Genomic DNA, 25,600 nt, shown 5'->3' with positions numbered 1-25,600 from the left:
CGTCCTCATCGGCCTCGAGCCTGTCCAGCACCATCCGGACCGCACGGTCCCTGAACGACTGCGGATACTTCGCGGGCATGTCTCCATCCTCTCGATAAAGGATCGGAACGAAACCCAGGGCGGTTCACCTCCGTTGTGTCGATGGGTTGGGGCGGTGCAGGTGGGGCCCAACGCGTTGGTGTCGCGGCGAGGCGGGAGGGTCAGTCGTCGACGACGACGACGTCGACGCGGATGTTGCCGCGGGTGGCGTTCGAGTAGGGGCACACCTGGTGGGCTTGGTTGGCCAGCTGCTGCGCCTCGTCGTCGGGCAGGTCGGGGATGACGACCTCAAGGGTGACTGCCAGGCCGAACCCCTCACCGGCCTTGCCGATGCTCACCTGGGCACCCACCGACGAATCGCCGAGATCCTTGTGCGCGTGGCGGGCCACCATCTGCAGGGCGGAGTGGAAGCAGGCGGCGTAACCGGCGGCGAACAACTGTTCGGGGTTGGCGCCCTCACCGCTGCCGCCCATCTCCCGCGGGATGGCCAGGTCGAACGAGAGCCGGCCGTCGGCGGTCTGGACGTGGCCGTTGCGGCCTGCGCCGGTGGCGATGGCCTCGGTGGTGTAGACGGGCTCGATCTCGATCATGGTGCCTCCTGGGCGGCGTCTGTGCGAGGCCTCTCCTGCCTCGCGATTGCAGAGACAACATAGCGCACAAGTGGATTGCGCACAATCAGATTGTGTCTGAGGTAGGCTTGGGGTGTGAGTGACCAGATCCCCGACCTCGACCACCAGCTCTGCTTCTCCCTGTACAGGGCCAGCAGGGCGGTGACGCGCGCCTACCGGCCACTGCTCGAGGACATCGGCCTCACCTATCCCCAATACCTCGTCATGCTCGTCCTGTGGCACGCTGACAAGCCCGTCGGTGTCAATGACATCGGAGCTCGGCTGCACCTCGACAGCGGCACCCTGACCCCCCTGCTGCGACGGCTGGAGCAGGCTGGTCTCGTCACCCGGTCGTGGAGTGGCAACGATGAACGGCGCCGCCTGATCAGCCTGACCCAGGAGGGGAGTTCGCTGCGGTGCAGGGCAACCGGAGTTCCCGCACAGATGCTCGCGCTCTACCCGGGCCCACCAGAAAAGCTCGTCCAGGTGAAGGCATTCCTGGACGACCTGTCCACCCAACTCGAGTGACAACCACCATCCAGGAGGATCATTTCTATGCCCACCACACACCGCTCCCAAGAACTCGCACGAATCGCGCTCGGAGCGTTCATGGTCTACGCCGGCGTCTCCCACCTGAGCCTCAAGCGCCAGGAGTTCCAGGCACAGGTGCCCGACTGGTTCCCCGGTGACAAGGATCCCGTGGTCATCGGCTCCGGCGTCGCCGAAGTCTTGGCCGGCAGCGCGATGCTGGCGCTGCCGCGTCATCGCATGCTGACCGGTGGTGCCCTGGCTGGGTTCTATGCCGCGGTCTTCCCCGGCAACATCGACCAGTATGCGGCGCGGCGAGACGGTTTTGGCCTCGACACCGATGGCAAGCGACTCGCGCGGTTGTTCGGCCAGCCCGCCCTGATCGCCGCGGCGCTGTGGTCGGCCGGCCTGCCCCGGTCGTAGCAGAAGACCGACCCCGGGCCCCACGCCCAGGGGCCGGGCGCAACCGGTCGGCATCGCGACGTGGAGGTGCACGCGCAGCGCACCTCCTGTCAGGACGGGGAGGTCTCGACCATGGCCGTCACGCCCAGCACACCGTGCTGGGCGTGGACGACGCGCAGGTGTGGAGAAGGAGGTCGAACGCGACGGGTGGCACCTCCCGGGCCCTGCGGAACCGGCTTCGCGGCCTTGACCGTCCAACCCGGGAGGCACGCTGGAGTGCCAGCCCTGGCATGCAGGCCGGCACCCCGTCGGAGCGCGACGGTGCCACCGGCCGCCATGAGCCCTGTCACGGCGGTCGGGCCCCGGTCTCAGCAGAAGTCGGACTTGCGGATCAGGCCGTGCACGCCGGTGGTCTTGTCGACGAACTGGCTGACGTAGAAGTCGCTGGCCGCCGACAGGTAGGCGTAGGCGACAGCGCGGGGGATGCCCACGTCGACCTGCAGGTGGTCGAGCGCATTGATGACCGCCCTGCGCATCGCCCCACGTTCAGGTCGGTGTCGTCGCCGCCGACCAGGCCGTCAGGGTCACTGAGGCCGATCGGGATCCACGCGTCGCGGGTCTCGCCGAAGGGGTGGTGGAAGGCGACCGACGGGGCATCCCCAGACCCCTTCTTGCAGACCGACAGGCGGAAGGTGCCGCGCAGGGAACCCTCCATCGCAGTGAGTGCCACCTCGCCCGGGCCCATCGCGTGGTGCGGGTCGCCGACGTAGAACAGGGCGCCCTCGGCCGCCACGGGCAGGTAGAAGGTGCTGTCCAGCCCGAGGTGGCGGATGTCGATGTTGCCGCCACCGAGGGGTGGGAGGGACGGAGTGCGCGGACGGGTCGTTCAGCGTGGTCGCCTCCGAGCGGGCGACGCCCATCATCCCGAAGAACAGCTGCAGTGGGAAATGGACATGGCGCCGACCAGCGCGCATCCGGGCGCGGCCATCGACGATGTCGGCGAAGACGGGGCCTACCCCCGGTTCGTGGACACGGGGGTAGGCCCCCTTCCGGGATCGAAACTGCGACCCGCGGTCTGAGTGAACAATGCAGCCAGCAACGTCGCCGCGCCGGGTTGCCGCGTTGTCCAGGGCGTTCACCGCCAAGCGGGCCTTCATCCGGTCACTCATGGAGTAGCCGACGATCCGGCCGGAGAAAGCGTACTTGATGGCGCAGAGGTAGAGCTTGCCCTCGTCGGTGGACCCGCAGGGACACCGCGACGGGGATGCCGTCAGCGGCGAGCTCACTCACGAGCGGGTAGAACCTTTTCCCGGCAGGTTCGCCTGGGACAGGTAGGCCGCGGCACGGCGGAGGACCTCGTTCTCCTGCTGGAGCAGCCGGATCTGCTTGCGGGCCTCACGCAGCTCGGTCGACTCCTCCCGTGTCCTGCCGGGCCGGTTGCCATCGTCGATATCGGCTTGGCGGATCCATTTGTGCAGCGTCATCTCGTGGACGCCGAAGCCCTTCGCGATCTGCGCGAGAGTGACGCCGTCCTCACGGGACCGGGCCACTCGCACGACGTCTTCGCGGAACTCCTGGGGGTAGGGAGCGGGCATGGTGCACATCCTTCCAGGCCGCCCAACGGGCAAGCCAGATCAGATGTCACCTATCCATGCGGCAGTCCCCTGGCCTGTCGTTCTCGGGGCTGCTGCCGGATATGCATCACTTCAACAACCGCGGCGGGCGGGTGTTGCCGATGTTGAACCCGGATGGCACCCCGAATCTCGCCACCGGTCTGCTCGATGCGCTCACGCACCGCCTCGGAGCCGAGACCACCGGCCCCGACGTCACCGCCTACGTTGCTGGCATCACCGGGCACCCTGGCTACGTGGAGGCCTTCGACGATGAGCTGCGCACCCCAGGCATCCGCGTGCCCCTCACCACGGACCGGGACCTGTGGGACCGGGCGGTGAAGCTGGGCCGCAAGGTGCTGTGGTGCCACACCTACGGGCTGGCCGGCGACTGGGAGGGACAGGCATCTGTCGCGTCCCCGACACCGGACCTGGAACTGCCCCGCTACGAGCAGAGCATGAACTCAGCCCTGCCCTCGACGGTGGACTACGACGAAACCGCCCACATCCTGCACCTGGGCGCCGGGGCGTGGAGTCACGTCACCCCGCAGGTGCGCGGGTACAAGGTCGGCGGCACCAACGTTATCGATGCGTGGGTCGACAAGCGTTCGGCCACCCCCGGGGGGAGCAAGACCTCCCCGCTGGACCACATCGTGGCCGAGACGTGGGAGACGGAGTGGTCCACGGAGTTCACCGAGCTGCTGTGCGCCCTCACCCGCCTCGTGTCCCTCGAACCGGAACAAGAGGCCCTGCTGGCCGCGGTGCTCGACGGGCCGCTACTTTCCCGCGACGAACTGGGCGAGGACAGCGTGACGTGGCCCCCGGCGAACAAGTCCGTGGCCCCGCCCAAGGCATGACAAACGCCGACTCGTCCCGGGTTCTCTGCCGCTACTTTGTGGGCGCGGGCTCTCGGGTAAGGGCTTCGTTGTGCAACGTCTCGAACTCTTGAAGCGCCCTGGGATTCGTTCCGAGGTCGAAGCTGCCGACACTGATGCCGAGGTGACCGCGCCGGCGGGGCCCTGATCTCGGAAGGAAACCCATGGCGCTTCATTCCGTGAAAAGCACAACGAGCACCATCGGCTCGACGGCACGGTCACCCTGCTGTACCAGCTCGTGAAGCTCGATGAATCCGTCTGCGACCGGCGCATGTCGCTCAACGAGATCGAGAGGGCGACCGAGGTCGCGCAGTGGTGCGTCGTCGCCGGTGATGACAAGGCCAGTGCTGAGCCGGTGCAGACCGTGGAGCGCCGCGGCTTCGAGACCGGGATCCCCCTCGAGCACGGCGTGCCGTACGTCACCGAGGCGCTCGACGACAATGGCCAGGTGCTGGCCACCCGTACACCGCAGGCCTGACCTGCTGTACGGAACATCGCCTGACCCTCACGGGCGATAGAGCGCCTGGAGCACCACATGAACGTCGCGATCATCGTCCTCTACCTGATCGCCATGGTCGCAATCGGGCTGATCGCGGCTCGTCGGGCCCGTAGCGCGGAGGACTACCGCGTGGCCGGGCGCCGGCTCGGGCCGGTGTTCTACACCGGGACCATGGCCGCCGTCGTCCTCGGAGGAGCCTCCACGGTGGGCGGGATCGCCCTGGGGCACACGTACGGGCTGTCCGGGATGTGGCTCGTGGTCGCGATCGCCGTGGGCGTGCTGGCGCTGAGCCTGTTCTTCGCCGGGCGGATCGCGTCGCTGAAGATCTACACGGTCTCCGAGATGCTGGCGCTGCGCTTCGGGGCGGGCATCGCCTCGCGGGTCTCCTCGATCGTGATGCTGGCCTACACCGTGATGCTCGCAGTGACGTCCACGTCCGCATACGCCTCGATCTTCACGGTCCTGTTCCCCATGGGGCGGACCTCGGCCATCCTGCTGGGCTCGCTGGTGGTCATCGCGTACTCGTGCCTGGGCGGCATGTGGTCGATCACGCTCACGGACATGATGCAGTTCCTGTTCATGACGGTCGGCATCTTCGCGATCCTGCTGCCGTTCTCGCTCAGCGCCGCTGGCGGCTGGCCGGGCCTGGGGGAGCGCCTGGACGCCACCTACTTCTCCCTGGACGGCATGGGCTTCCAGTCGATCATCACGATGTTCGTGGTCTACGGCTTCGGCATGCTGATCGGGCAGGACATCTGGCAGCGCGTGCTGACCGCGCGCTCGCCGCAGACGGCCCGCTGGGGCGGCGTGCTCTCGGCCGTCTACATCGGCATCTTCGGCGTGGCGGGTGCCGTGATCGGCATGGCCGCCGCCGTCGTGCTGCCCTCGCTCGAGGTTCCCGACGATGCTTTCGCCCGCATGGCCACGGAGCACGTCCCTGCGGGGCTGGGCGGCATCGTGCTGTCGGCCGGTGTGGCGGCCATGATGTCGACGGCCTCCGGCGCGCTGATCGCAGCCGCCACGGTGGCGCGCGTGGATGTGCTGCCGATGCTGAAGGGTGCCGTCTCCAGCACGGACGGTGGCGAAGAAGAGGTCTCCGGCGACCGCCGCTACATGATCGTGCTCGGTGTGGCCGTGACGATCTTCTCGGTCCTGGTCCCGGATGTGGTCACCGCCCTGACGATCGCCTACGACCTGCTGGTCGGCGGGCTTCTGGTCGCGATCCTGGGCGGGCTCACCTGGCGGCGCGGCAATGCGGTGGGGGCGGCGAGCTCGATGGTCGCCGGTGCGATCGCCGTGGTGATCGGGATGGTCGCCTTCGGCGTGATGGCCAATGCGCCGATCTACATCGGCCTGGCGGTCTCGGCGGTCGTGTTCGTCGCCGTCTCGCTGGCCACCCGGCCCATGGATCCCGAGGTGCTGCGGGTCTGGGACGAGCGCCTGGCGGCTCGGAAGAGCACCGCTCCGGAGGAGCGGACCCCCGCGGCCTGATCAGCCTGACGACGGCGGGGCGTGCACTTCAGCGGTGCACGCCCCGTTCTTCGCCGAGCTCTCAGTCCTCCAGCACCCCGACGGCGACGGCCAGGTCCTCCCAGGACATGCCGGTGCCCTTGAAGACATTCGGGCGGTCGTCGCGCCGTGCAACCTCGCCGGTGATAGAGGCGCGCAGCGGGATCAGGTCGGCCTCGGCCAGGGCGCCGGCGTCGATCGCCATGACCACATCGCCGGCCTCGCGCAGTGCCGCCGCCGGATCCTCGACGACCACCAGCGACCGCCCCATCAGCGAAGCGTCCAGCTCGCGACGATCCGGTTCGTGCGAGCCCATGGCGATCACGCAGGCGCCATCGGGCACCAGGGAGCCGTCGAACAGCGGCTCGGCCGCGGAGGTGGCACACACGATGATGTCCGCCTGGGCGACGTCGTCCGCAGTGCCGGCGGCGACCTGCGGACCGATCTGCTGCAGCCCGGAGACCAGCCGCTCGACCTTCTCCGGGCTCCGCCCCACGATCGTGACGCGCTCGAGCGGGCGGATCGCCAGCATGGCGTGCACGTGCGCCTCGGCCTGCGGGCCGGTGCCGAACACCACCAGATGCTTCGCCTCGGCCGGAGCGAGGTCCTCGGCGACGGCCGCCGAGACGGCCGGGGTGCGCAGAGTGGTCAGCGCAGCACCATCGAGCAGGGCCGTGGGCGTAAGGGTGCGGGTGTCCATCAGGAGGTAGGTCGCCTGGATGCGCGGCAGGCCGAGCTGCGCGTTCTCCGGGGAGACGGTGGCGATTTTCACGCCCGTCCACTGCGTGAGCGTCGAGGGCATCAGCAGCACGTGCCCGGCCCCGGCCGGGACGCCGATGCGGTGCGGGTCCTCGGAGGGATCGAAGCCGCCGAGGATCACCTGCCGGATCAGGCGACGGGCGCGATCGGGGGAGATGCGCTGGGCGATCTGCTGGGCGGTGAACCACTCGGGCTGGGTGTCGCTCATGGCCAGGCTCCTTCGCTGCGGGGTGGGTGCTTCGAGGAACGCTACGGGCGTTCACTGGACTTGAGTCGGTAGGGCTTGAGCTGTCGGACCCTCGCTCCACAATGGTGAGAGGAATCACAGCAGAAGGAGACCTCCCCATGACCGCCGCATCCGCCACCACCGACCCCGTCATCGTCGGAGGCGCTCGCACGCCGTTCACCCGGCTGCTCGGGGCACAGGCTTCGCTGAGCGCCGTCGAGCTCGGGACCTCCGCGATCCGCGGGGCGCTGGAGCGTTCCGGGGTAGGGGCCGAGTCCGTGGACACGGTGCTCATGGGCCAGGTCGTCCAGGCCGGCGCCGGTCAGAATCCGGCGCGCCAGTCCGCGATCGCCGCGGGCATCGGCCGGGACGTCCCCGCCATGACCATCAACAAGGTCTGCCTCTCGGGACTTGCCGCGATCATCGACGCCGCCCGCCTGGTGCGCCTGGGGGAGGCCTCGGTGGTGGTCGCCGGCGGCCAGGAGTCCATGACCAACGCGCCGCACCTGCTGCCGGGCTCTCGCACCGGGCACAAGTACGGGACCGCGGGGCTGCTGGACTCCGTGGCCCACGACGGCCTCACCGACGCCGACACCGGCGAGTCCATGGGCCTGCTGACCGAGCAGGGCAACGTGGAGCGCGGCCTCAAGCGTGCCGAGCAGGATCAGGCTGCGGCAGCCTCGCACCAGCGGGCCGCTGCCGCCCAGGCGGACGGGATCTTCGCCGACGAGATCGTCCCCACCGAGATTCCGCAGCGTAAGGGCGATCCGGTCAAGGTGAGCGCCGATGAGGGCGTGCGTCCGGACGCCACCGCCGAGTCGCTGGGCAAGCTGCGCCCGGCCTTCTCCGAGGACGAGGACGCCTCCGTCACCGCCGGCAACTCCTCGCCGCTGACGGACGGGGCGGCCGTGGTGCTCGTGACCTCGCGGGCCTACGCGGAGGAGCACGGACTGCAGATCCTGGCCTCGATCTCCGGGGCCGGACAGGTGGCCGGACCGGATACCTCGCTGCACTCCCAGCCCTCGAACGCCATCAAGGCCGCGCTGTCCAAGGCCGGGTGGACTGCAGAGGAGCTGGACTTCATCGAGATCAACGAGGCCTTCGGCGCCGTCGTGTGCCAGTCGCTGGCAGATCTCGACTTCCCGCTCGAGAAGACCAACATCCACGGCGGGGCGATCGCCCTGGGCCACCCCATCGGCGCCTCGGGCGCCCGCCTGGCGCTGACGGCGGCCTACGAGCTGAGCCGACGCGGCGAAGGCAAGGCTGCGGTGTCCCTGTGCGGCGGCGGCGGACAGGGCGACGCGCTGCTGCTGAGCCGGTGAGGGGACGTGCGCTCGCGGTGAGGCCTCACAGCCGCACGTGCTGCAGGGTGTCCGCGGGAAGCTGACGCGCCTCGGGGCGGGCATCGGCGGGATCGCCGTGCGGGTCGTCGTCGGGGTGATCGTCGAGCCCGAGCGCACGGGCGGCGGTCAGGGAGCGCGAGGCCAGGAACTGGCCGAGCAGCCCGCCCATGGACAGGCACAAGGCGGTGACGGCTCCGGCGATCAGCTGGTCCCCGGAGCCGTCCACGCCGAAGATCGTGCCGAGCATCCCCTGGTATATGTACGACCCCGGGAACAGCGGCAGCAGCGCGATCATCATGGACGCGTTCGACGGCAGCCCCAGTGAAGGAGCGGCGCGCACGCAGATCGCCCCCACCACCACAGCGGCAGCTAGGATCGCCACGAAGGAGCTCAGCCCGACCGATTGAGCGATCAGCACGAGCACCTGCACGAGGCCGCCGAGCGCCGTGAGCGCGACCAAGCGGATTCCTCGCCCGCTGCTGGCCAGCCCGTAGCCGCCGGATACCAGCACGGCGCCGGTGATGGCGGTGGCCCAGGTGACGCCGCCGGGGCGCAGAGCCTCGATGTAGGCCACCGACTCCCCGACGAACGGCGCCATCAGGTGGATACCCAGCGCCACGCCGGCCACGAGCCCGGCGGTGCGCGAGGCGATGTCCATGACGCGTCCGGCGGCGGAGAGGTACCAGCCGGTGATCATGTCCTGAGCCGCGCCGTAGGCGGTGATCCCGGACAGCCACGCAGCCAGTGCGGCCACGATGCACAGGGCTGTCTGGGCGTCGTCGATCACCGCGGTCGCGGCGGTGGCCCCGAGCACTGCGGTGAGCCCCGCGGCGGCCAGGGAGAAGATGCCGGGGGAGCGCAGGTGCTGCATCAGGGCGAAGGCGGCATATGCGGCCACCGACAGCACCCCGGCGCACAGCGTCGTGGCCGAGGTGCCGCCCATGAGCAGGCAGAACCCCACGCCCAGGAGGCTGAGCCCGGCTGCGGGGATCGCATGCCGGGCACCGGTGTGCTGAGCGCTGCCGGGGCCGTCGGCCTCCCGGGACTCGAGCTCGGCCAGGCACTCGCGCACAGTGCGCCGGCCCTGGGCGAGGTCGTCGAGCATGGCCGTGATGCGCCGACGCAGCTCGAGGTCAAGGGAGCCCGGCGGCGCCTCGGAGACGTGGGTGATCGCAGCACTCGTGCCGCGACCGGGGCGGCTGAGAATGATCTGACCCATGGTCACCCCGACGGTGGCGTCGTGCACTCCGGCGCTGCGCAGTGCACGCTGCAGGCACGTGGTCGTGGCGGCGGAGCTGGCCCCGCCGCGGATCAGCGCCTCGCCCAGCAGCACGGCCAGGCGGAAGGCGTCGTCGTCTCGTGAAGGCATGGCCAGGACGCTAGCGACGCCCCCGTCGCAGGGGCTGGGCCAGCGGTGCTCAGCACCGGCGGGCGGAGTGCGAATCGCCTGGACTGCGCCTTTCCCGCTCCTGACGACGCCCCGCCGGTCCCGCTAGCCCGCGCCTGCGTGCGGGGATGCGCGATGCGCCCGCTCAAACGCATGCGGCCACGTAGGCGCGGGGGATGGCGGGGCGTGGGAGCAGGCGGAGAGGCCGCGCCTCAGCGCCCCATCCGTGAAGAGGGCCTCATGGCCCAGGAGACCTACTGGGAGAACGGCCGGGAGAAGACCGGCACCATGATGTCGCGGGCGTTCTGCTCCACCGGCATCTCCTTGCGGAAGGTGCGCCCGGGGTGGGCCCTGGCGAACTGGCGGGCGCGAGTGGCCCACAGTGCCTCCGAGGCCAGGTACTGTCCGAGCAGGCCTCCCACGGACAGGCAGAAGGCCGTGATGGCGCCCTGCAGCAGGCCGTCCGCGGCGCCTTCGACGGAGAAGATGATCCCGAGCACCCCCTGGTAGACGTACATGCCGGGGAACAGGGGCAGCAGCACCACGGTCATGCTCGCGTTCGAGGAGACGCCCAGCGCTCGAGTCAGCACCACGCACATGCCCCCGGTGATCACCGACGCCGCCAGCGTTGCCGCATAGGAGCTGACGCCCATTTCGCCCAGGCTGAGCACGCCCACCTGGACCAGTCCGCCGAACACCGCGAGAGAGGCCAGCACTCGACCGCGCCCGCCCGCCGAGAACGCGAAGCCGCTGGAGACGAGCACCGCGCCCACGATGGTAGGGACCCAGCGTGAGCCGTCGGTCTGCAGCGTCTCCAGGAAGCCGGGGTCCCGGCCCAGCAGCGGCTCGAGCAGATGGATGCCCAGCGCCACGCCGAACACCAGGCCCGCAGTGCGTGTCAGCACGTCCATGAGCCGCCCGGTCGCGGAGAGGTACCAGCCGGTGATGACGTCCTGGACAGCGCCGTAGGCCGCGACGCCTGCCAGCCAGGCGGCCAGGGCCGCGACGATGCACACCGCCGTCTGCGCGCCGTCGACGACGGCGGCGAGCCCGCTGGCCCCGGCCACTGCCATCAGGCCGCCGGCGCCCAGGCTGAAGATCCCTGGGGCGCGCAGGTGCTCCAGGGCGGCGAAGGAGGCATAGACGACGACGGCCAGGAGTCCCGCCGCGATCGTCGTGATGCCGTTTCCTCCGAGGATCATGCTGAACCCCACGCCAATCGCGCTGAAGCCGAGGGCGGAGGGCCAGTGCGACGCCAGGCTTCGCTGCGTCTCGAGCTCGTCCAGGGCCTCGCCCAGGCGCATGGCCAGATCGTCAGTGGCCTGAGGGTTTTGTTGCATGCACGGGACCCTATCGTTCGGGGACGACTCGGGCTGCGGCGCATGCGTCGTCGGTGCTCCGGCGTAGTGTGTGGTGCATGACTCATCGCGTGCTCGTCACTGGATCCACCGGCTATGTGGGCGGGCGCCTGGTGCCGCGCTTGCTGGAGGCCGGCTATGCGGTGCGGGTGCTCGTGCGCTCGCCGCAGCGCCTTGAGGGGGTGCCGTGGCGCCAGGACGTAGAGGTGGTCCAGGGCGATCTGGGCGACGCCGAGACCGTGGAGAGGGCCTCCCGCGGCGTGGAGACCTTCTACTACCTCGTGCACTCGATGTCCTCGGGCTCGGACTTCGAGGCGAAGGAGCTGGCCATGGCGCGCACGGTCGCAGCCGTCACCGCCCGGGCCGGAGTGCGTCGGATCGTCTACCTGGGAGGGCTGCACCCGGAGGGCGTGGAGCTCTCCCCGCACATGCGCTCGCGCACCGCGGTAGGCGATGCGCTGCTGGCGGGCGACGTCCCCGCGGTGGTCTTCGAGGCCGGCGTGGTGATCGGCTCCGGCTCGGCATCGTTCGAGATGATCCGCCACCTCACCGAGAACCTGCCGGTCATGCCGGCGCCCAGCTGGGTGCTGCGCCGGATCGAGCCCATCGCGGTGCGGGACCTGCTGCACTACCTGGTCCACGCCCCCGAGATCCCGGAGGGCACCAATCGCCGCTTCGGGATCGGCTCGCGCGAGGTCCTGACCTACGGGGCGATCATGTACGGCTACGCGCACGAGGCCGGTCTGGCCCAGCGCCGGGTCTACGCCCTGCCGATCCCCGCACCGCGCCTGGCGGGCTGGTGGGTCGCGCTCACCACGCCGATCCCGCGCCCGCTGGCGGTGCCGCTGGTGCAGTCCCTGCAGCACGACGCCGTGACGGATGACCACGACATCGATCAGCACATCGCCCCGCCGGCCGACGGGCTCACGGGCTACCGCCGGGCCGTGCGCCTGGCGCTGGGCAAACTGGCAGCCGACGAGGTCGAGACCACCTGGGCCTCTGCGGCCAACACTCCGCCCTCGGACCCGCTGCCCTCGGATCCGGACTGGGCGGGGCGCAGGGTCTATGTGGATGAACGCAGCCGCTCCGGCTCGGCCTCGCCGGACGACGTCTGGGCCGTGATCCAGGCGATCGGCGCGGACAACGGCTGGTACTCGTGGCCGCTGGCCTGGTCGGTGCGCGGGGTCATGGACAAGCTGGCCGGGGGAGTGGGACTGGCTCGTGGCCGGCGCAGCCGCGACCGCCTGGCCGTGGGCGAGGCCGTGGACTGGTGGCGCGTGGAGTCGATCACCACCGGGCCCGACGGTACCCGGACCCTGCTGCTGCACGCGGAGATGAAGGCCCCGGGGCAGGCCTGGCTCGAGCTGTCCGCGGTGCCTGAGCACGGAGGGGGCACAGAGTACCGCCAGCGCGCGATCTTCTTCCCGCAGGGAGCGGCAGGCAAGGCCTACTGGTGGGGCGTGTACCCGTTCCACGGGTTCATCTTCCCGTCCATGGCGCGCAACATCCTGTCGCGGGCGGCTGAGCGGGGAGCAGACCGGGCTGCTGAGAGGGGAGACCGAACGGGCGCGGCTGACTGAGCGGGGTGGCCGGGCCGGCCCTCCCGGCTGAGTGGGGAAGCCGCCTGGGACCGGCTGAGGCCGGTGTCAGGCCGCTGGCCCGAGCCACAGGCTCAGGCCCAGCCCGAGTCCTGCCGCACCGACCGCGATCACGAGCGTCCCCAGCCCGTGCACGATGCCTGCCGCCCAGCGCCGCCGCTGCAGCAGCCGGACGGTGTCCACGCTGGCCGTGGAGAATGTGGTGTAGCCGCCCAGGAACCCCGTGCCGAGCACGAGGCGCCAGGCCTCGGGCAGCAGCCCGCTCACGGTGAGTCCCGTGATCAGGCCCAGCAGCAGCGAGCCCGTGATGTTGATCAGGACCGTGGGCCACGGGAAGTCGGCCTCCGAGAGGGACGTCAGCAGTCCGTCGAGCACGAAGCGGCAGACCGCTCCCATGCCGCCGGCCACGGCGATCGCCAGGGAGAGCAGCGGCGTCATCATCGGCCCTCACCCGAACGAGGGTCGGTGCTGGGGTGGGTTGCGGGGCCCGCGTCGGATGTGGCCATGAGGTCAGAGTCGGCCTCAGGGCTGGAGTCCGCGCCTGCGTCAGGCCGCAGCGCCGCGGCCACAGCGATGCCCGCCCATGCCGCGATGCCGCCGGCGATCACGCTGCCCAGCAGATAGACCGCACCCAGCGCGGGTGCCCCGGAGCCGAGCATCTGCGCCCCGTCCACGGCCAGCGTGCTGTAGGTCGTGAACCCGCCCATGAATCCGGTGCCCAGCAGCAGGCGCAGGTGTCTCAGCGGCGCCTCGTGAGGGCCGCGGCGGGCCAGTGCCTCCAGCAAAAGCCCGAGCAGGAAGGCGCCGAGGAGATTGACGGCCAGGATGCCCAGCGGGAATCCCGATGGCGTGCCGAGGACCAGCGAGACTGCCTCGCGGACGGCCGTGCCCAGCGTCCCGCCCACCAGCACCAGGGCGATCGCGCCCGCCCGCAGGTGCGCAGGCCGCGGGGCAGCAGCGGGCGAGGGGACGGCTGAGCGCGGGGCCATGGGGATCCTTCCGGGCGAGAGACAGCGAGCATCCTCTCACCCTCAGCCCAGCGCCTGCGCGACTCCCGTCAGCTCCTCGACCGCGCCCTGCGCCCACGCGCGGGCTGCGTCGTGCGGCGGGATGGCCGCGGCTGCGTCGTGCCGGCCGAACTCGCCCACGCGCTGGGCCCCGCAGGCCCGCAGCGTCTCGTCCAGGATCTCGCCGCCGCGCGAGTAGGTCGCGTGGTACGAGTGATCGCCCAGCCCGAAGATCGCGTAGCGCAGGCCCTCCAGCGACGGCGCCTGCTCCCGCAGCGCCTGGCAGAACGGGCGCGCGGAGACCGGCAGCTCGCCGTCGCCGTAGGTCGAGCAGATCATCAGGTGGGGCACCTCGAGTTCCAGCGCGCTCGCGGGATCCTGAGGATCCAGGGAGGCGATGTCGCGCACCGTGACGTCCAGGTGCTCGCTCAGCGCCGCGCCGAGCTCCTCGGCCACGAGCTCGGCATTGCCCGACTCGGTGCCGAACACGATGCCCAGCATCGGCAGCCCCTCGGGGGATGCATGCCGGGCGCGGGTCGGTGCGGCGGCATCCGTGTCGGGCAGCTGCTGGGCCCCGTCGACGGCGGCCACCTGCCCGTCCTCGATCCGGGACATGTAGCGCAGGAAGTCGTGATGGACGGCCCAGAGAAGAGCTGTGGTCGCCATGGGGGTCTTCCGCGGGCCTCGGATGCTGTGTCCTTCCACTGTGAGGCACGTCTCAACTACTGTTCAACTGCGAATAAGAGTCCATCTTCCGCGGGTGAGATGCGTTATGGCCGCTGACCAGCACGACGACCGCGACGATGCGGCCACGCCGCCTGCTGCCTCGGAGTCCATGGACCCCGGATTCACCCTGCGCCAGCTGGATCTCTTCGTCGCCGCCGCCGAGCACGGGGGATTCGCCCCGGCCGCCCAGGCTCGGCACCTGAGCCCCAACTCGGTGGCGCAGGCGGTCACGGATCTGGAGCGGCGGATGCAGACGCGCCTGGTCCTGCGGCATCGGGCTCGGGGGATCACGCTCACGGCCTCGGGCCGCCAGCTGGCGGAGGCCGCGCGCGATCTGCTGCGCCGCGCCGGCGAGCTGCCACGCGGCCTGAGCGGGGACGCGCTGAGCGGGCCGGTCTCCGTGGGCTGCTACACCACGCTCGCACCCACCGCGGTCCCCGAGCTGTGGACGGCACTGGCGCAGCGGCATCCGGAGCTGGAGCTGTCCGTGCGGGAGGGCTCCGGGACCGAGCTCGCCCAGCTGGTGCGCGACGGATCCCTGGACATGCTGGTCGCCTACGAGCTGGCCCTTCCTGCCGACCTGCCCCGGCGACAGCTGTTCCTGGCGCAGCCGATGGTCGCACTCGCCGGAAGCCACCGGCTGGCGGATCGGAAGCGGATCGAGGCCTCGGAGCTGGCCGAGGAGCCGCTGGTGCTCTTCGATCAGCCGCCCAGCGGTCAGTCCACGCTCACGCAGCTGCGGCGGCTCGGGCTCAGTCCGCGGATCGCCCACCGCACGGCCGACTTCGAGCTCATGCGCTCGCTGGTCGCCCGCGGCATCGGGTTCAGCATCCAGTACCTGCCGGCCCCCGTGCCGCTGAGCCGCGAAGGGCTGCCGATCGTGACCGTGCCGCTGGCCCGCGACGCCGTCGTGGAGCCCGTGGTCCTGGCCTGGTCGCCCGATGCGGAGCCGACCGCGCGCGCCGCGGCGACGATGGCGCTGATCCGCGAGCGCCTGGGCCAGCAGGAGCGGATCACATGACGGGGTCGGGCACCCCGAACGGGTTGGGGACGCCGTCGGTGACATCCCAGTCCGCCGGGTCGGTGGTGGCGCAGTAGTCCTTGATCTCCTGCAGGGCCGAGGCGCTGGGGATGCCGGCGGGGAAGAAATCCGAGTAGCAGGCGCCGCCTCCCTGGAAGTGGGCGAAGGCCTCGTCGGAGAGCCCCGCGGGATTCTGAGCGGCCTGGTCCTGGCCGGTGCCGGTCTGGGTCGGCTGTTCACCCCGGCCCTGCTGGGCCGGGTCCTGGCCTGCTGCGGGGTCCTCGGTGAAGCCGGGGATGTCCTCCGGGCCCGGGTTGGCGGGCACGGCGCCCTGCTCGACCGGGGCGGAGTGCGGTGCGGGGGAGCTCGTGTCCTCCGCCGTCTCCTCGGCCGACCCTTCTGGCTGCCCCGTCTGCGCCGGCTGCTCGGTCCCCGTCGAGGGGCTGGCCTCTGGGGAGCTCGCGGCCTGCGAGGTCTCCTCGGCCGGCGTCGTGGGATCGGCGCTGTCGTCGTCGGAGCCGCAGGCGGTGAGCGCCAGAGCGAGGGCCGCGGTGACGGCGAGGTGACGGGGTGCGAGCTTCATGGGTCTCCTGTCATCTGCGCGGATCTCGGCCGGAGGAAGGGGCGGCCGATGGGGCTTCCGCAGCATCTCCATTCAACAACGTCGTGGGATTCGCCGCATCCGGGCAGAGGCGGCCGTCGTCCTGAGGCGCCCTCGGAGCGACGATAGGGTCGTGCTCACCTGACCACCCGAGCACGCTCCGGTCCGTCGCCGGTGCCTGCCGCCAGCGGAAGGCTTCCGCCATGACCTCGCCGTCGCACCTCGCTCGTCTGTCCCGTCGTGAGCTGATCACCGGAGCAGTGCTGGCCTCCACCGCCGTCGCCGCACCCGCGCATGCCGCCCCCGGCGGCAACGGCAAGGGACAGGACATCGGCTTTCGGCGCGATGCGATCCAGGACGCCCTCGAGGCCATGGTGGACGACGGCGCGGTGGGCGTCGTCGCCTCCGTCGTCGGCGCTTCCGGGGGCTTCCAGACGGCGGCCGGCCTGCGGCAGATCGGACGGGACTCGGCCAAGCCCCAGGATCGGGCGAGGGTCGCCTCGGTGACCAAGGGGATGGTCGCCACCATGGTCATGCAGGAGATCGAGGCCGGGCGCTGGAGCCTGGACACCACGATCGACGACGTCGTGCCGGGTCTGTACCCCGGCCACGGCCACGTCACGGTGGCCCAGCTGATGAACCACACCTCCGGGATGCCCGACGGGATCTACACCCTGCTCGGCGTCGGGGATGGTCAGGAGGCCGTCACCTCTCAGCAGCTGAAGGCCGCGATCGCCAAGCACTACCCCGAGCGCGAGCTCGTGCGCACCGCCCGCGAGCTGGACTGGCTGTTCGAGCCTGGGGAGGCGATGGCCTACTCGAACACCGGCTACGTGGTGCTGTCGATCATGCTCGAGGAGGTCTCCGGCACCCGGATCGAGGACCTCCTCCGCGACCGCGTGCTCCGCCCTGCGGGTATGCACCACTCCCGCCTGGAGGAATCCACCATCGTGCGCGGGCGGCACCTCATGCCCTACGGACGGTTCCAGGAGGGGCTCGTGGCTCTGGACACGATCGACCCGTCGATCTTCTCCGGTGCCGGCGGCGTCTACGCCACGGCCGAGGACCTCACGAGCTTCTCGGGAGCGCTGCTGAGCGGGAAGCTCGTGGACCCGGAGCTGGTCGAGCAGATGATCACGCCGCGGGGCGCGGCCGCCGAGGCGGGCATGGGCTTCGGCCTCTACGTCGCGGCCAGCCCCTGTCTGGACAGCTCGGGGCAGCCTGAGCGGCTGATCGGCCACGACGGTGCCGGGTTCGGCACCCAGACGCTGTCGTTCTCCACGGTCGACGCCTCCCGCCGGATGGCGATGGCCTGGACCGGCCGCTCGTGGGTTCCGGGCGGCCCGGCCCCGGACGCCAATGCCGCCCTGCTGGCCGCGTTCTCCGCGACCTGCCCGGGCGAGACGCTGTCCGGTTCTCAGGCCGACGGGTCCGCCGGCGAAGCCGCGGCAGGGGAGGGCTCGGCCCTGCAGCTGTGAGCTGGGGTGCGGCCGCCGCTCAGGATCCGGGACGACGACTGCGCCTGTCGCAGACCTGCTGCGTGTGGCGCATACCCCATCCCATGGCTAGCGTGGCGAGTCTGATCTCGTTGCCAGGAGGCCGTCATGTCGAAGCACCGTCGTGGGTCGTTGCCCGAGAGCACGCGCGATCGTCGTGAGGAGCGCCCGGAGCGCAAGCGCGAGGGCATCGGCATCCGCCGTCTGCGCGTGATCCGCGTCGAGGACATCACACCGCGGCTGCGTCGGATCGTGCTGACCGGGGAGGACCTGGGCGGCTTCCCGTTCCGGGAGTTCGCGCCCTCGGACAAGGTCAAGCTGCTCTTCCCGGATCCGTCCACCGGCTTGCTGCCGATGCCGGAGTCCACGGAGAAGGGCCTGCGCTGGCCCGGCGGGCGCAAGCCGCAGACGCGCAGCTACACGGTGCGCGGCTTCGACCCGGAGGCCTCCGACGGTCAGGGCGAGCTGCTGATCGAGTTCGTGCTCCACGACCACGGGCTCGCCGGCAGCTGGGCCCTGCGCGCGGCTGCGGGCGATGAACTGGGCGTGCTCGGCCCCAAGGGCGCCCGTCAGTTCCCAGCTGCTGCGCATTACGTGGCCCTGGGCGATGAAACCGCCCTGCCGGCCATCTCCCGGCTGATCGAGGAGGCGCCGGCTGAGTCTCGGGTGAGCGCTGTGATCGAGGTGGCCGACGCCGCCGAGGAGCAGCAGCTGGCCTCCCGCACCGGGGCCGACGTGCAGATCCGGTGGATGCACCGCGACTCCACACCCCTTCCCGACGGCTGCCTCAGTCTCCTGGAGCCGACCGTGGACGAGCTCGATCTCGGGGATCCCGAGGAGCTCTTCGTCTTCGCGGCGGGGGAGTCGCACGCCATGAAGGCGCTGCGCGGGCGGATCGCCGAGCGGGTGCGGCTGAACAAGCACCAGCTCGATATCCACGGCTACTGGAAGGACCGCACGCGGGCCGACCCGCGGCGTCGTCGCTGAACCCGCAGCCACCCCGCGAGACAGGCCCGAGGGCTAGACTGCTCAGGCATCTCGTCGGGTCCGGACCCGACGGCACCGATCCGCGAGCACGAGAGGCAGGCCGGGTTCCGCGTGACGACCTCCGCATCACCGAAGCTCGAGACCCAGGCCCTGCGGATCCTCGAATCGGTCTTCGGCTACGAGTCCTTCCGCGGCAAGCAGGCGGAGATCGTGGAGCACGTGGCCGCAGGCGGCGACGCCGTCGTGCTGATGCCCACCGGCGGCGGCAAGTCGCTGTGCTATCAGATCCCCGCCCTCATGCGCTTCGGCACGGGCGTGGTCATCTCCCCGCTGATCGCGCTGATGGAGAACCAGGTCGACGCCCTGGCCGCCGTCGGCGTGAACGCGGCGTATCTGAACTCGTCGCTGTCCTTCGAGGAGGCCGACGAGATCGAGCGGAGGCTGCTGGCCGGTGAGCTCGACATGGTCTACATGGCCCCGGAGCGGCTCGTGCAGCCGCGCACCCTGCACCTGCTCTCGCGGGTGCAGGTCTCGCTGTTCGCGATCGACGAGGCGCACTGCGTGTCCCAGTGGGGCCACGACTTCCGCAAGGACTACCTGGGGCTGTCCGTGCTGGCCGAGCGCTTCCCCGACGTCCCTCGGATCGCCCTGACAGCCACGGCCACGCAGGCCACCCACCAGGAGCTGACCCAGCGGCTGTCCCTGCAGGACGCCCAGCACTTCGTGGCCAGCTTCGATCGGCCCAACATCCAGTACCGGATCGTGGAGAAGGACCAGCCGCGCCAGCAGCTGCTGTCCCTGATCCGCAACGAGCACCCCGGAGACGCCGGCATCGTCTACTGCCTGTCCCGCAAGTCCGTGGAGCAGACCGCCGCGTTCCTGTCCAAGCAGGGGATCGACGCCGAGGCCTACCACGCCGGTCTCACCGAGGCCGAGCGCTCGCAGCGCCAGGCACGCTTCCTGCGGGAGGACGGCGTGGTCATGGTCGCCACGATCGCCTTCGGCATGGGCATCGACAAGCCCGACGTCCGCTTCGTGGCCCACCTGGACCTGCCCAAGTCGATCGAGGGCTATTACCAGGAGACCGGCCGCGCAGGCCGCGACGGTCTGCCGGCGACCGCCTGGTTGGCCTACGGCCTGCAGGACGTGGTGCAGCTGCGGCGGATGATCGATCAGTCCGAGGGCACCGCCGAGCACCAGCGCTCGCAGCGCCAGCACCTGGACGCCATGCTCGCGCTGTGCGAGACCATGACCTGTCGCCGCGTGCAGATCCTCAGCTATTTCGGGCAGACCGGTGAGCCCTGCGGCAACTGCGACAACTGCCTGAACCCGCCCCAGGGCTGGGATGCCACCGTCCCCGCGCAGAAGATCCTCTCGGCGATCATCCGCCTGGACCGCGAGCGTCGCCAGCACTTCGGCTCGGGGCAGCTCATCGACATCCTGCGCGGCAAGCCGAACCCCCGCTCCACCGAGTCCAACCACGAGGCGCTGAGCGTGTGGGGCATCGGCCAGGACCTCAGTCCGCAGCAGTGGAAAGGCCTGGTCCGGCAGCTGCTGGCCCGCGACGTCCTGGCCGCGGTGGGGGACTACGCCACCTTGGCGCTGGGACCCGAGGCCGACGGCGTCCTGCGCGGGCGCACCACCTTGGAGCTGCGCAAGGAGTCGGGGCGCAGAAGGGCCTCTGGCCCGCGCGGATCGCGGACGGCGGCCGCCGTGGCGCGCAGCGAGCTCACGCCGGAGGAGATGGAGATCTTCGAGGCGCTGCGCAAGTGGCGCACGGCCCAGGCGAAGGAGCAGGAGGTCCCCGCATACGTCGTGTTCGCCGACGCCACCCTGATCGCGATCGCCCAGCGCCGCCCGGAGACCACCTCGGACCTCCACGGCGTCAGCGGCATCGGCGCCAAGAAGCTGGACCGCTACGGCTCCGCCGTCGTCGACGTGGTCACCCGGACCCTCAGCTGACCCGTCCCGTCGTCATCCGCAGGCCGCTGTCGCTGTCTGATGCGCCGCCGCTTCGGCGCTCGCCCCATCGAGTGGCGTCGCGGCGTGCGATCGAGGACCCACTGTCATCGAGTGGCGTGGTGGTGTGCGTTTCGACATCGAAACGCACACCGCCACGCCACTCGATGCGGGAAGCGCACGGCAAGGCCGCTCGATGTGTGCGGCGTAGGAGGGGGCGGCGGCGATGGTGGAGCCCCCGCCATCCTGGCGACCAGCGCGGAGGCGGAGACGGCCGAGCACGCCTTCATGAGGCGAGTCCGGCGCAGGGCGGGCTCGAGGGCGGTCTCGGTGGTGCGAGCTGCCCGGGTGTCCGACCGCTTCTTGGCCATGGTGTCTCTCCCTTGATTGCTGTGACATGCGAACCGCCCGGTTCGCACCGGCGAGATGAGGGGGCGCCGGCGCCGCGCTGTGCACGGCATGTCGAAACGCTTGAAAAGTAATCAATGCCGCAGGTCAGAGTGCGTGACGCGTCTCCACAGAGAGGGGGCAGGGACCTCGACTTCCCCCGAACAGTTGTGTATTGAACTGGGGAAACGCGAGTTGCCGGGTGTTGTCGATCACATCTGGGCCGAAATCTGTCCCCAGATGAGCGGGGACGGTCGCGTCGTCACAATCCGATGCGAATGGATCGAATTTGACGCTGGCCGACTCATGGGTCGGGGAAGCGGCTCGACCGACGGTGACCTACCGTGGGGCTCATGGATTCGACGACTCAGCAACCTCACCGGACGCACGACTCCTCCGCGGAGGAGCAGGCCCGTGAGATCGCCGCCGGCCTCGAGGGCGTGCGCGAGCGCATCGCAGCGGCGGCGCGGGAAGCCGGACGCGATCCGGAGGGCATCCGCCTGCTGCCGGTGTCCAAGACGGTGCCCGCCGAGCGGCTGCGCGCCGCCGTCGCCGCCGGGTGCCGGGAGCTGGGGGAGAACAAGGTCCAGGAGGCCGCGGGCAAGGCCGCCGAGCTCGCCGACCTGGAGCTGCGCTGGTCGGTGATCGGGCATCTTCAGCGCAACAAGGCCAAGGACGTGGCGGCCTTCGCCCACGAGCTGCAGTCCCTGGACAGCCTGCGCACCGCAGAGGCCCTCGAGCGCCGCCTGCAGGGAGAGGGGCGCAGCCTCGAGGTGATGGTCCAGGTCAACACCTCCGGCGAGGAGTCCAAGTCCGGGCTGGCCCCGGAGCAGCTGCCCGAGCTGCTGAGCGAGCTGGAGCAGTTCGAGACGCTGTGGGTCACGGGGCTGATGACCATCGCCATGGACTCCGAGGACGAGCAGCGGGTGCGCGGCTGCTTCCGGCTCCTGCGTCAGCTGCGCGATCGGGCGCGCGAGGACGGCCCGGGCTTCGTGGGCGATGGGGAGCTGTCCATGGGCATGTCCGGCGACCTCGAGCTGGCGATCGCCGAGGGGGCTACCTGCGTGCGGGCGGGGCGCGCGATCTTCGGCCAGCGCCCGCGCCCCTGAGGCGGTGGCGCCGCCTGGTCTGAGCGGGGCCGAGGCAGCAGGGTATTGTTGCCCTCCCGCAAAGACCCTGTGACGGCAGCGGCGGAGCCCCCGAAGGAGATCTGCGCATGAGCGGAAGTCGCACCGAGACCTCGGAGTATGCGGATCCCCTGGTCATGGAGATGGGGGAGCGGCGCCGACGGAACCTGTTCGGCGCGCGCAACGTGCTCTCCCTGCTGGCCCTGCTCGGGCTGTGCATGGCAATCACCTCGCTGGCAGCCGGCGGGGCCCCGGGGGCCTGGACCCCCTGGCGCTCCGAGGCCGATGAGCGCAGCTACCTCTTCGCCACGATCTGCCTGCAGGCGGCCATGACGATCAGCGGCATGCTGGTCGCCCATACCGTCCTCAGCCAGCCGCCGCGCGTCGGGCCCCGGATCCTGGCGGGACGCATCGGCACGTACTTCATCACCCTGATCCCGATCGCGGGCGTCCTGGTGGTCGCCGAGCTGCTCAGCGACGGCCCCCTGCCGGTGCCCCGGCTTCTCGTGGCCATGATCGCGGTCTATCCGGTGTGCATAGCGGTGATCGACCTGCTGCTGGCGCCCCTGCTGCTGCGGCAGTGGGCGTGGGTGATCGCCTTCGCCGCGCTGACGGTGTGGATGGTCGTGGCGCTGGCCGCCGGCACCACCCAGGTCTCGGCGCCGACCACGTTCATGACGGTGCTCTCCGGGGTGGAGTTCATCTCCGACGCCGCGACCGTGAACTTGATCCTCACGCTCGGAACGTGCTTCTGGGCCGGAGCCGCCGTGGCCTGTCTGGGAAACCTGGTGGACAGCCACGGACCGGTCGTGCGGACCATGGTGCCGCCCGTGGCCGCGCTCGGCACGCTGATCTTCCTGCCGCAGATGCTCACCGGCGCCTCCGTCGGACACATCATGCTGGCCACGGCACTGGCCCCGCTCGTGGACGTCGACCAGCCGCGCTGGCTGACGGAGTTCGACGTCGGCTTCGGTCTGCTGACCATCGGCTGGGCCGCGGGTGTCGTCGGCAGCCTCCTCGTGGTCGGGACGATCACGCCGTGGGGCACAGCGGTGAGCGCCCTCGTGATCGGCGGTGGTCTGAGCGTCCTCATCGGATCCCTGGTGGGGCACCCCTGGGGCAGCGGCACATCGTCGGGCCCGCACGGGGCGGCCTCGGCGCTGAGCGGCCGAGGCAGGCGCCGCCGGGAGGCGACGCGGCGCGGACGGGCCCTGAGGCCGGGTGAGCACACCGGGTTCCCGGACTCGCGGCGTCGTCTGGTGGCCGATCGGGGACGGACGTACTGGGAGGAGCGCGCGCAGGACGACGACGAGCCCGGGGCGCGCTGAGCACCACGACGCCTGCGCCGCCGGGCGGGTGCGCCCCATTAGAGTGGGGCGCGTGAATCGAGTGCTCGTCATCGCGGCGCATCCGGCGGAGACCGCGCAGCTGCCACCGGAGGCCGACGTCGTCCTGACGGGGATCGGCATGTCCCGAGCCGCCGCGGTCACGGCCCGTGCGGTGCTCGAACGGGCTCCGTCGCCTGCCGAGCGCCGTGGGCTCAGGGTGGTGAACCTGGGCAGCTGCGGCGGCCTGCGGCCCGGGCTGTCGGGGGTCTGCGAGCCCTCCGAGATCCTCAACCGGGATGTCGACGCCGACCTCATGCGCGCCATGGGCTCCGATCCCGATGACCTGATCCACCTGTCCGAGCTGGGGCAGACCGGCGATGGCTCCGTGCTGGCCACCGGCGACTCGCTCGTGGCCGGCGGGCCGGTGCGCGATGCCCTGGCCGAGCGGGCCCACCTGGTGGACATGGAGGGCTTCGCGGTGGCCACGGCCTGCCGCGAGCTGGGCGTGTCCCTGCGCATGGCCAAGCACGTCTCCGACGACGCCGACTCCCAGGCCCTCGAATGGCTCGAGCGGGTGCAGATCTCCGCGCGCGAGCTCGCCGCCTGGTACCGGGCCCATCACCACGAGCTGGTCTCCGGCGCACCGGCCGACGCGGCGTCGAATCGACCGGAGGACGAGGCATGAAGCTGATCCGACAGCGCGATTCCCTGGGGCCCGAGCTGGACTACACCGCCGGCGAGCGGATGCTGCGCGCAGTGCGGGCCAGCCGCGAGCCCGTGCTGCGGCTCTACCAGCCCCGGCCCACGGTGGCCTTCGGGCGCCGTGACGAGCTGCTGGCCGGCTTCGGCGCAGCGGAGCGCTCCGCTCGGCGCAGCGCCTTCACCCCGCTCGTGCGCAAGGTCGGCGGGCGGGCGGCCGCTTACCACCGCGGCTGTCTGATCATCGACCACATCGAGCCCTCGGAGGATCCCAAGGCCGGGATCCAGGACCGCTTCGAGCTCTTCGGCGACATGATCGTGGCGGCCCTCGAGGAGCTCGAGGTCCATGCGGATGTCGGCGAGCTGCCGGGGGAGTACTGCCCCGGGGAGCACAGCGTCCACGGCACGGGGCGCACCGTCGATCGGGCGCAGGCGCAGATCAAGCTCGCCGGTGCCGCCCAGCGCGTGGTCTCCGATGCTTGGTACTTCTCCACGGTGATCGTCGTGGAGCAGTCCGAGCCGCTGCGCTCCGTGCTCACGGACGTCTACCGCGACCTCGGCCTGCAGTGGGATCCCGGCACCTGCGGGGCCGTCGACGACCTCCGCCCCGGCACCCGCGTCTCGGAGGTCGAGGCCGCGGTGCGCAAGGTCTACGGCATGTACGCCCGGCACATGGGCTACGGATCACTGAGAGAGCAGGCCTTCTGATGTGCGGACGCTATGTGATCGCCCGGGCCGCCGGGGACCTGATGGCTGATGTCGATGCCGCCCCCGGCGAGCCCTTCCAGGGCGAGGACCTCGACGAGCTGCGGGCCAACTGGAATGTCGCGCCCACCACCGAAGTGCCCATCGTCCTGGAGCGGCTCGACGACGGCCAGGTGCTGCGCGAGCTGCACGTGGCCCGCTGGGGCCTGGTGCCGTCGTGGGCCAAGGAGATCTCCGTGGGCGCCCGCATGTTCAACGCGCGCTCGGAGACCGCCGCCGAGAAGCCCTCGTTCCGCGCGGCCGTGAAGAAGCGGCGCTGCGCGATCCCAGCCAACGGGTACTACGAGTGGCGCAAGCGGCTCGGACCCGACGGCAAGCCCGCCAAGGGCACCAAGGACGCTCCGGCCAAGCAGCCGTACTTCATCCACCCGCCCAGCGAGTCCGAGAACATCTGGTTCGCCGGGCTCTACGAGTGGTGGCAGGACCCGCAGGGCCAGTGGATCCTCTCGTGCTCGATCCTCACCGCCGAGTCCCCAGATCCGGACAGCGACGACGAGACCCTGGCCGAGCTCGCCGCGATCCACGACCGCATCCCGGTGGCCATGGATCGCGATGCCCTGGACGCGTGGCTGGATCCGTCGGTCGACGACAAGGACGGAGCCCAGGCACTGATCGAGCGCGTGGTGGCCCAGCACGAGACCGTGGCGGCCACGTGGGAGCTGAGGCCGGTGGGCCAGGCCGTGGGCAGCGTATGCAACAATTCGCCGGAACTCGTCGAGCCGGTGGCCTCCCTCTTCTAGCGTGGGAGCACTGGGG

26 protein-coding genes and 2 pseudogenes are annotated in these 25,600 nt (G+C 70.8%); 16 read left to right on the top strand and 12 right to left on the bottom strand.

The window, feature by feature from the left end; translation table 11 throughout:
- Positions 1-200 precede the first annotated feature (200 nt).
- Positions 201-629, bottom strand: a complete 429-nt coding sequence (locus QSJ40_RS08515; RefSeq protein ID WP_129665798.1) for an organic hydroperoxide resistance protein — start codon at positions 627-629, stop codon at positions 201-203.
- A gap of 114 nt (positions 630-743) precedes the next feature.
- Between QSJ40_RS08515 and QSJ40_RS08510 the strand changes: the two genes are divergently transcribed.
- Both QSJ40_RS08510 and QSJ40_RS08505 read left to right on the top strand, forming a co-directional pair.
- Entirely contained in the window at positions 744-1,175 is a 432-nt protein-coding gene (locus tag QSJ40_RS08510; RefSeq protein ID WP_047310897.1) for a MarR family winged helix-turn-helix transcriptional regulator, read from the top strand.
- Positions 1,176-1,202: 27 nt separating this feature from the next.
- Positions 1,203-1,598 (top strand): DoxX family protein, encoded by a 396-nt coding sequence (locus QSJ40_RS08505; RefSeq protein ID WP_285730170.1) that lies wholly within the window; start codon positions 1,203-1,205, stop codon positions 1,596-1,598.
- A gap of 347 nt (positions 1,599-1,945) precedes the next feature.
- On the opposite strand, the gene QSJ40_RS08500 is transcribed toward QSJ40_RS08505, so the two are convergent.
- The 4 genes and pseudogenes from QSJ40_RS08500 to QSJ40_RS12895 form a co-directional block, all read right to left on the bottom strand.
- On the bottom strand, positions 1,946-2,113 hold the full coding sequence (locus QSJ40_RS08500; RefSeq protein ID WP_225911270.1) for a hypothetical protein: 168 nt from the start codon (positions 2,111-2,113) through the stop codon (positions 1,946-1,948).
- A gap of 188 nt (positions 2,114-2,301) precedes the next feature.
- Positions 2,302-2,370: pseudogene (locus QSJ40_RS08495) on the bottom strand (hypothetical protein); the annotation flags it as partial.
- Positions 2,371-2,623: 253 nt separating this feature from the next.
- Positions 2,624-2,815: pseudogene (locus QSJ40_RS12900) on the bottom strand (DDE-type integrase/transposase/recombinase); the annotation flags it as partial.
- A gap of 48 nt (positions 2,816-2,863) precedes the next feature.
- Positions 2,864-3,172: a transposase gene (locus QSJ40_RS12895; protein WP_502875244.1), complete on the bottom strand. Its 309-nt coding sequence runs from the start codon at positions 3,170-3,172 to the stop codon at positions 2,864-2,866.
- A gap of 56 nt (positions 3,173-3,228) precedes the next feature.
- On the opposite strand from QSJ40_RS12895, the gene QSJ40_RS08485 reads away from it, so the two are divergent.
- From QSJ40_RS08485 to QSJ40_RS08475, 3 genes are all read left to right on the top strand, one after another.
- Positions 3,229-4,044, top strand: a complete 816-nt coding sequence (locus QSJ40_RS08485; RefSeq protein WP_484798762.1) for a type ISP restriction/modification enzyme — start codon at positions 3,229-3,231, stop codon at positions 4,042-4,044.
- Between the two features lie 256 nt (positions 4,045-4,300).
- Entirely contained in the window at positions 4,301-4,540 is a 240-nt protein-coding gene (locus tag QSJ40_RS08480) for a hypothetical protein (protein ID WP_285730168.1), read from the top strand.
- A 57-nt stretch (positions 4,541-4,597) separates the two neighbouring features.
- Positions 4,598-6,052, top strand: coding sequence for a sodium:solute symporter family protein (locus QSJ40_RS08475; protein WP_285730167.1), 1,455 nt, complete (start codon positions 4,598-4,600; stop codon positions 6,050-6,052).
- 61 nt (positions 6,053-6,113) lie between these two features.
- Here QSJ40_RS08475 and QSJ40_RS08470 read toward each other — a convergent pair whose 3' ends face one another.
- Positions 6,114-7,037, bottom strand: coding sequence for an ornithine cyclodeaminase family protein (locus tag QSJ40_RS08470; protein WP_285730164.1), 924 nt, complete (start codon positions 7,035-7,037; stop codon positions 6,114-6,116).
- A 137-nt stretch (positions 7,038-7,174) separates the two neighbouring features.
- Here QSJ40_RS08470 and QSJ40_RS08465 point away from each other — a divergent pair, with 137 nt between their 5' ends.
- Complete coding sequence (locus QSJ40_RS08465) at positions 7,175-8,377, top strand: acetyl-CoA C-acetyltransferase (RefSeq protein ID WP_285730162.1); 1,203 nt, start codon at positions 7,175-7,177, stop codon at positions 8,375-8,377.
- Positions 8,378-8,402: 25 nt separating this feature from the next.
- Here the strand turns inward: QSJ40_RS08465 and QSJ40_RS08460 are convergent, their stop codons facing one another.
- On the bottom strand, positions 8,403-9,767 hold the full coding sequence (locus tag QSJ40_RS08460) for a threonine/serine exporter family protein (RefSeq protein ID WP_285730160.1): 1,365 nt from the start codon (positions 9,765-9,767) through the stop codon (positions 8,403-8,405).
- A gap of 272 nt (positions 9,768-10,039) precedes the next feature.
- A complete protein-coding gene (locus QSJ40_RS08455) occupies positions 10,040-11,125 on the bottom strand; it encodes a threonine/serine exporter family protein (protein ID WP_285730158.1) in 1,086 nt (361 codons plus the stop codon).
- Positions 11,126-11,202: 77 nt separating this feature from the next.
- On the opposite strand from QSJ40_RS08455, the gene QSJ40_RS08450 reads away from it, so the two are divergent.
- Positions 11,203-12,723 (top strand): SDR family oxidoreductase, encoded by a 1,521-nt coding sequence (locus QSJ40_RS08450; RefSeq protein ID WP_285730155.1) that lies wholly within the window; start codon positions 11,203-11,205, stop codon positions 12,721-12,723.
- 66 nt (positions 12,724-12,789) lie between these two features.
- Here the strand turns inward: QSJ40_RS08450 and crcB are convergent, their stop codons facing one another.
- Genes crcB through QSJ40_RS08435 form a run of 3 tightly spaced genes read right to left on the bottom strand, consistent with a single transcriptional unit; the run spans position 12,790 to position 14,414 of the window.
- Complete coding sequence (gene crcB / locus QSJ40_RS08445) at positions 12,790-13,179, bottom strand: fluoride efflux transporter CrcB (protein WP_204783177.1); 390 nt, start codon at positions 13,177-13,179, stop codon at positions 12,790-12,792.
- A complete protein-coding gene (locus QSJ40_RS08440; RefSeq protein WP_204781912.1) occupies positions 13,179-13,730 on the bottom strand; it encodes a fluoride efflux transporter FluC in 552 nt (183 codons plus the stop codon). Before QSJ40_RS08440 ends, crcB begins: the two co-directional genes overlap by 1 nt.
- A 42-nt stretch (positions 13,731-13,772) precedes the next feature.
- Positions 13,773-14,414, bottom strand: coding sequence for a flavodoxin domain-containing protein (locus tag QSJ40_RS08435; RefSeq protein WP_285730152.1), 642 nt, complete (start codon positions 14,412-14,414; stop codon positions 13,773-13,775).
- 106 nt (positions 14,415-14,520) lie between these two features.
- On the opposite strand from QSJ40_RS08435, the gene QSJ40_RS08430 reads away from it, so the two are divergent.
- Positions 14,521-15,495 carry a LysR family transcriptional regulator gene (locus QSJ40_RS08430; protein WP_285730150.1) on the top strand — a complete coding sequence of 325 codons (975 nt, stop codon included), beginning with the start codon at positions 14,521-14,523 and terminating at the stop codon, positions 15,493-15,495.
- On the opposite strand, the gene QSJ40_RS08425 is transcribed toward QSJ40_RS08430, so the two are convergent.
- Positions 15,488-16,078, bottom strand: a complete 591-nt coding sequence (locus QSJ40_RS08425; RefSeq protein ID WP_285730148.1) for a hypothetical protein — start codon at positions 16,076-16,078, stop codon at positions 15,488-15,490. The two genes, QSJ40_RS08430 and QSJ40_RS08425, sit on opposite strands and share 8 nt — an antisense overlap.
- Before the next feature lie 221 nt (positions 16,079-16,299).
- Here QSJ40_RS08425 and QSJ40_RS08420 point away from each other — a divergent pair, with 221 nt between their 5' ends.
- The 8 genes from QSJ40_RS08420 (at position 16,300) to QSJ40_RS08385 (ending at position 25,584) form a co-directional block, all read left to right on the top strand.
- Positions 16,300-17,574, top strand: a complete 1,275-nt coding sequence (locus tag QSJ40_RS08420) for a serine hydrolase domain-containing protein (protein ID WP_285730146.1) — start codon at positions 16,300-16,302, stop codon at positions 17,572-17,574.
- A gap of 126 nt (positions 17,575-17,700) precedes the next feature.
- Positions 17,701-18,579, top strand: coding sequence for a siderophore-interacting protein (locus QSJ40_RS08415; protein ID WP_206390600.1), 879 nt, complete (start codon positions 17,701-17,703; stop codon positions 18,577-18,579).
- Between the two features lie 111 nt (positions 18,580-18,690).
- Positions 18,691-20,541: a DNA helicase RecQ gene (gene recQ / locus QSJ40_RS08410; RefSeq protein ID WP_285730143.1), complete on the top strand. Its 1,851-nt coding sequence runs from the start codon at positions 18,691-18,693 to the stop codon at positions 20,539-20,541.
- A 737-nt stretch (positions 20,542-21,278) separates the two neighbouring features.
- A complete protein-coding gene (locus tag QSJ40_RS08405) occupies positions 21,279-22,034 on the top strand; it encodes a YggS family pyridoxal phosphate-dependent enzyme (RefSeq protein WP_352156306.1) in 756 nt (251 codons plus the stop codon).
- Between the two features lie 107 nt (positions 22,035-22,141).
- The gene (locus QSJ40_RS08400; RefSeq protein ID WP_285730139.1) at positions 22,142-23,380 is read left to right on the top strand and encodes a hypothetical protein; all 1,239 of its coding nucleotides are present in this window, start codon (positions 22,142-22,144) and stop codon (positions 23,378-23,380) included.
- Positions 23,381-23,432: 52 nt separating this feature from the next.
- Positions 23,433-24,065: a nucleosidase gene (locus tag QSJ40_RS08395; protein ID WP_259904481.1), complete on the top strand. Its 633-nt coding sequence runs from the start codon at positions 23,433-23,435 to the stop codon at positions 24,063-24,065.
- A complete protein-coding gene (locus QSJ40_RS08390) occupies positions 24,062-24,787 on the top strand; it encodes a lipoate--protein ligase family protein (protein ID WP_024290256.1) in 726 nt (241 codons plus the stop codon). The genes QSJ40_RS08395 and QSJ40_RS08390 overlap by 4 nt, the downstream gene beginning before the upstream one ends.
- Positions 24,787-25,584: an SOS response-associated peptidase gene (locus tag QSJ40_RS08385; RefSeq protein WP_285730132.1), complete on the top strand. Its 798-nt coding sequence runs from the start codon at positions 24,787-24,789 to the stop codon at positions 25,582-25,584. Before QSJ40_RS08390 ends, QSJ40_RS08385 begins: the two co-directional genes overlap by 1 nt.
- The last annotated feature ends 16 nt before the right edge of the window (positions 25,585-25,600 follow it).

This window comes from Kocuria sp. NBRC 114282, from assembly GCF_030268385.1.
In the GTDB taxonomy this organism is placed as follows: Bacteria; Actinomycetota; Actinomycetes; order Actinomycetales; family Micrococcaceae; genus Kocuria; species Kocuria palustris.
Note: the sequence above shows the minus strand (reverse complement) of the source record. Positions and strands in the feature narration are given on the sequence as shown.

Bases quoted from the DNA above. Each gene is read 5' to 3' on its own strand.
- QSJ40_RS08430 (WP_285730150.1), top strand. From the start codon at position 14,521: ATGGCCGCTGACCAGCACGACGACCGCGACGATGCGGCCACGCCGCCT.
- QSJ40_RS08435 (WP_285730152.1), bottom strand. From the start codon at position 14,414: ATGGCGACCACAGCTCTTCTCTGGGCCGTCCATCACGACTTCCTGCGC.
- QSJ40_RS08515 (WP_129665798.1), bottom strand. From the start codon at position 629: ATGATCGAGATCGAGCCCGTCTACACCACCGAGGCCATCGCCACCGGC.
- QSJ40_RS08460 (WP_285730160.1), bottom strand. From the start codon at position 9,767: ATGCCTTCACGAGACGACGACGCCTTCCGCCTGGCCGTGCTGCTGGGC.
- QSJ40_RS08465 (WP_285730162.1), top strand. From the start codon at position 7,175: ATGACCGCCGCATCCGCCACCACCGACCCCGTCATCGTCGGAGGCGCT.
- QSJ40_RS08385 (WP_285730132.1), top strand. From the start codon at position 24,787: ATGTGCGGACGCTATGTGATCGCCCGGGCCGCCGGGGACCTGATGGCT.
- QSJ40_RS08420 (WP_285730146.1), top strand. From the start codon at position 16,300: ATGACCTCGCCGTCGCACCTCGCTCGTCTGTCCCGTCGTGAGCTGATC.
- QSJ40_RS08505 (WP_285730170.1), top strand. From the start codon at position 1,203: ATGCCCACCACACACCGCTCCCAAGAACTCGCACGAATCGCGCTCGGA.
- crcB (WP_204783177.1), bottom strand. From the start codon at position 13,179: ATGACGCCGCTGCTCTCCCTGGCGATCGCCGTGGCCGGCGGCATGGGA.
- QSJ40_RS08415 (WP_206390600.1), top strand. From the start codon at position 17,701: ATGTCGAAGCACCGTCGTGGGTCGTTGCCCGAGAGCACGCGCGATCGT.
- QSJ40_RS08475 (WP_285730167.1), top strand. From the start codon at position 4,598: ATGAACGTCGCGATCATCGTCCTCTACCTGATCGCCATGGTCGCAATC.
- QSJ40_RS08500 (WP_225911270.1), bottom strand. From the start codon at position 2,113: ATGCGCAGGGCGGTCATCAATGCGCTCGACCACCTGCAGGTCGACGTG.
- QSJ40_RS08390 (WP_024290256.1), top strand. From the start codon at position 24,062: ATGAAGCTGATCCGACAGCGCGATTCCCTGGGGCCCGAGCTGGACTAC.
- QSJ40_RS08405 (WP_352156306.1), top strand. From the start codon at position 21,279: ATGGATTCGACGACTCAGCAACCTCACCGGACGCACGACTCCTCCGCG.
- QSJ40_RS08440 (WP_204781912.1), bottom strand. From the start codon at position 13,730: ATGGCCCCGCGCTCAGCCGTCCCCTCGCCCGCTGCTGCCCCGCGGCCT.
- QSJ40_RS08470 (WP_285730164.1), bottom strand. From the start codon at position 7,037: ATGAGCGACACCCAGCCCGAGTGGTTCACCGCCCAGCAGATCGCCCAG.
- QSJ40_RS12895 (WP_502875244.1), bottom strand. From the start codon at position 3,172: ATGCCCGCTCCCTACCCCCAGGAGTTCCGCGAAGACGTCGTGCGAGTG.
- QSJ40_RS08425 (WP_285730148.1), bottom strand. From the start codon at position 16,078: ATGAAGCTCGCACCCCGTCACCTCGCCGTCACCGCGGCCCTCGCTCTG.
- QSJ40_RS08485 (WP_484798762.1), top strand. From the start codon at position 3,229: ATGCGGCAGTCCCCTGGCCTGTCGTTCTCGGGGCTGCTGCCGGATATG.
- QSJ40_RS08400 (WP_285730139.1), top strand. From the start codon at position 22,142: ATGAGCGGAAGTCGCACCGAGACCTCGGAGTATGCGGATCCCCTGGTC.
- QSJ40_RS08450 (WP_285730155.1), top strand. From the start codon at position 11,203: ATGACTCATCGCGTGCTCGTCACTGGATCCACCGGCTATGTGGGCGGG.
- QSJ40_RS08455 (WP_285730158.1), bottom strand. From the start codon at position 11,125: ATGCAACAAAACCCTCAGGCCACTGACGATCTGGCCATGCGCCTGGGC.